Origin of the sequence: Streptomyces sp. NPDC058307 (assembly GCF_042880295.1) — a bacterium.
Classification (GTDB): domain Bacteria; phylum Actinomycetota; class Actinomycetes; order Streptomycetales; family Streptomycetaceae; genus Streptomyces.
The window spans coordinates 1-3,860 of the sequence record NZ_JBHVYZ010000144.1 but is presented as its reverse complement, the minus strand read 5'-3'; the positions used below and the strand labels follow the sequence as shown (position 1 = coordinate 3,860).

Sequence of the window (3,860 nt, the reverse complement as noted above, 5' to 3'; positions counted from 1 at the left end):
GCGGTGGAAGGTGGTCTTCTTCCGGGGACAGAAGCTCGATCACACCGGGCACGTGGCCTTCGCCCGGAAGTTCGGTGAGCCCGTCGTCCTGCGCAAGCGCGGCAGTGCCTCGCCCCCGGACTTCCCGCAGGTGGAGACGACCGCCGACCGCCTGGAGCTGGGCGGGAAGTTCGGCATGGAGCACGAGGAGTGGCTGCGACGCCGGCGGCACACCCTGCTGCGCGGCTGGCACTGCGACCACGGCGCCAGGATCGACCCGCCCGCGGCGACGATCCTGCGCGCCGAGACCGTACCGCCGTACGGCGGCGACACCCAGTGGTCCAACCTCGCCGCCGCCTACGCCGGACTGTCCGCGCCGGTGCGGTCCTTCGTGGACGGCCTGCGCGTGGAGCACCGGCTCGGCGTCGGGTACCAGCCCCGGCCCGGTGACGACGCCTACCTCCGGCACCTCCTGGACCACCAGGTGGCCTCCCTGCACCCGCTGGTGCGGGTCCACCCCGAGACGGGGGAGCGGATCCTCTACGTCAACGGCTACTACGTCGAGCAGATCGCCGACCTCTCCCGCGCCGAGAGCCGGGCCATCCTCGACATGCTCCTCGAACAGGCCGTCCGCCCCGAGTACACGGTCCGCTTCCGCTGGGAGCCGGGCAGCGTGGCCTTCTGGGACAACCGCGCCACCATCCACCTGGCCCCCAGCGACAACACCCACCTCGGCTTCCCCCGCACCATGCACCGCGTGATGCTGGCGGGGGACGTGCCTGTGGGACCGGACGGAAGGCCGTCGGAGGCGATCACGGGGACGGAGGCGGGGCGCTGGTGAGCGGTGCGGGGGCGGCGAACCGGGTCTGGTCGGGTCGTGTCTGCTGAGGGGATTGCATGGGATGGCGCGGGATCGGCCGAGCCGGGGACACCGGTCGCGCGTCCTGGTCACTCAGCGACTGCGGGACATGGCGGCCGTCGCTTGCGAGGCCCGGACGCGGGGGCGGTACCGCATCGGCCGCGTTGTGAGGTCGGAGTGACCGTGGGCTGCGTGAGGTGTCCGAGCCGTCGGCGCGCCAGGGTGCGCCCGATCGGCCGACTCCGGGCGGAGCCGGCCGCCCCGTCGGCCCCCTCGTCCCGCCGCAGGCCTACGCCCCCGGCTGCCACCCCAGTGCCGGGCCCAGCTTGGTCGCCATGTCGGTGAGGATCTGCACATAGTCCTCGTGCTCGAAGGTGAACGGCAGCGCGAACGCCACCTCGTCCACCTCGCGGAACGCGGCGTGCGCGTGCAGCCGTTCGGCGATCTCCTCCGACGTGCCGACGATGTCCGGCGCGAACATCAACCGCGCCGGACCCTGCGGTGCGGCGGTACGAGGGGTGCGCTTCGCCGCGTACTCCTCGTACCGTGCCCGCTGGTCCGCCGACGCCGAGTCGGTGGGGATCACCACGAGACCCTGGGACACCCGGGCCGCCTCGCCGTCCGGATGCGCGGCGCGGAAGGCGCGGATGTGCGACAGCTGGATCTCCGCGAAGTCGTACGGCCCCTCCGGACCCTCCGCCTTGACGACGCTGCTGGTCAGGAAGTTCATGCCGTGCTCACCGGCCCAGCGCGCCGAGCTCACGCTGCCCCCGCCGTACCAGAGCCGTCGGCCGAGGCCCGGGGAGTGCGGCTGCACCCGGTCCGAGAAGACCTCGAAGCCCTGCACCCCGCTGAAGTCGCTGGCCGGCTTGCCGCGCACGAGGTCCAGCAGCCGCCGCACCCGCTCGTAGGAGAAGTCCTCGACGTCGGACGTGTCCGGGTACAGCGCCCCCCTGACCTCGTCGAAGTGCATCGGCGGGCCCACACTCACGCCGGGGTTGATCCGGCCGCCGGACAGGACGTCCACGGTGGCCAGGTCCTCGGCCAGCCGCAGCGGGTTCTCCCAGCCGAGCGGGATCACCGCCGTGCCGAGCTCGATGCGGCTGGTGCGCTGCGAGGCCGCCGCCATGACGGCGACGGGGGACGAGATGCCGTACTGGAGATGCCGGTGGCGCAGCCACGCGCTGTCGAAGCCGAGCCGCTCGCCCAGCTCGATGATCTCCAGCGTGGACTCGTGCCCGGGCCGCGGATCCGCCTCGTCGAACAGGCCGATGGTCAGAAAGCCCAGCTTGCGCAGGGGGCGGGGGGTCGGCGGCACGGGCTCCTCCGGGTTGTTTGACGTATCAAGTAGTATCGGCTGTGCCAACCCGGCCGTCGGGCGTGATGTTCCCGATCGCCGGGCCGCGAAGGCAAAGGAGAAGGTCAAGTTCGGGTCAGGGGAATGGTCACCTCGTCCTCGACCGGCGGGTCGATCTCCTGGGCCAGATTGCCGGTGGCCGCGAAGCAGCGCAGCCGCACCGCCTCCGGGGTCACGTCCAGCCGCAGGAAGCACTTGAAGAACGGCGGGCTGTACGTCGCCGAGCTCGGTGAGAACAGCTGGGTGTAGATCTTGCGCACCGGGAGGCGGAACCGCGAGGTGCGGTCCGGCCGGCCGCCCGCGCCCAGGAGACTGGCCACCAGGCGGACGCGGAAGGTGAGGCGCGGCGCCTCGCCCGGAACACGCGTCGGCGGGATGCCCAGGCGCTCGGCGATCACCGCGGTGGCCTCGGCCTCGGTGAGGGTGAAGAAGCGGCGCAGGTGCAGCCGGCGGCCGTAGAGCCTGCTGTAGAAGGCCAGGGAGTCGCCGCGCAGGGGATAGCAGCGGAAGTCCTTCTCGGTGACGTTCGCGATCGAGACGTGCGGGATGGTGTGCGTGGCGTGCATGAACGCGCCGCCGCCGCCCGAGACGACGTACTGGACGGTGCGGCCGTCCACGTCGACCGGATAGCGCTGGTAGTTGTGGATGTCGCCGCCTATCGACGCGACGTAGTGGTGCTCCGGGTCGCGCACGATGTCGTCGACCGTGCCGCCGCCGTCGATGGCGCAGGGGTGGTGCTCGCCGTCCACGTACAGCGGCGAGCCCGTGATGAGGATCTTCGGGCGTGGGCCCCGGGAGACCTCGCGCAGCCAGGCGCCCTGTTCGGCGTCGAGGGTGCCGAGCAGCCCGGTGTCTATGCCGATGATGCGCAGCGGGCCGGCGTCGACGGCCCAGTACGGGCCCGGCTGGACGGCCTGTTGGGACGGCTCCGCACGCAACCGGCGTGCCTCGTCGAGGTGTTGGCCGTCGTTGGCGCGCCGCCGGTGCCACAGCAGGGAGCGCAGCCAGGCGCGGGTCAGGGGGCGGGGCCCGGGTTCGGGGTCGAGGGGCGGGGCGTCACCGCAGAAGACGCGCATGAAGGCGCCGAGGTCCTCGTACCAGTCGTGGTTGCCGGGTATCGCGTAGATCGGCGCCGGATAGTCCCGGTACGGCCGGAAGAACTTCGTGCCGTAGTCGTCCGCGCTGCCCACCGGGTAGATCACGTCACTGGCGACGACCGCGAACCGGGTGTCCTGACTGATCTTCAGGAACCCCGGTACGACGGCGTACTGGGGGTCGTCGCCCTCGCCGGTGTCGCCGATGACCATGAACGAGAACCGGTCGGGGTCCTCGCGCCGGATCACCTTGTCGGCGGGTGCGCCGGCCGCCGCGCGCTGAGCCACCCAGCGGTTTCGGGTACGGCCCGTGGGGTCCCCGAACCAGGAGGCGACCACGCCGTTGCGGGCGGACCACAGCGTCCTGGGGTTCAGCCACGAGATCTTCTCGACCTTGGGCGGCATCAGCCGCTTGTACTCGCCTAGTCGGGCGGAGCCCCAGCCGGCGCCTTCGGCGGTATCGCGTGAGGAGTCTGACACCGGTGCACCGTAACAACGATCTGGAACAGGCCCGGAGGGGGGGGGGGCGGGCCGGCCCACCCCCACCCGGCCGGACCCGGCCACAACCCAA

At 71.9% G+C, this 3,860-nt stretch carries 3 protein-coding genes; 1 reads left to right on the top strand and 2 read right to left on the bottom strand.

What is annotated here, in order from left to right:
- Positions 1 to 820, top strand: an 820-nt coding sequence (locus tag ACFVYN_RS41110; protein ID WP_390007981.1) for a TauD/TfdA dioxygenase family protein, incomplete at its 5' end; no start/stop codon positions are given.
- A 307-nt stretch (positions 821 to 1,127) separates the two neighbouring features.
- Here the strand turns inward: ACFVYN_RS41110 and ACFVYN_RS41105 are convergent.
- Positions 1,128 to 2,156 (bottom strand): LLM class flavin-dependent oxidoreductase, encoded by a 1,029-nt coding sequence (locus ACFVYN_RS41105; protein WP_390007979.1) that lies wholly within the window; start codon positions 2,154 to 2,156, stop codon positions 1,128 to 1,130.
- A 104-nt stretch (positions 2,157 to 2,260) separates the two neighbouring features.
- On the bottom strand, positions 2,261 to 3,769 hold the full coding sequence (locus ACFVYN_RS41100; RefSeq protein ID WP_390007977.1) for a metallophosphoesterase family protein: 1,509 nt from the start codon (positions 3,767 to 3,769) through the stop codon (positions 2,261 to 2,263).
- Positions 3,770 to 3,860 lie beyond the last annotated feature (91 nt).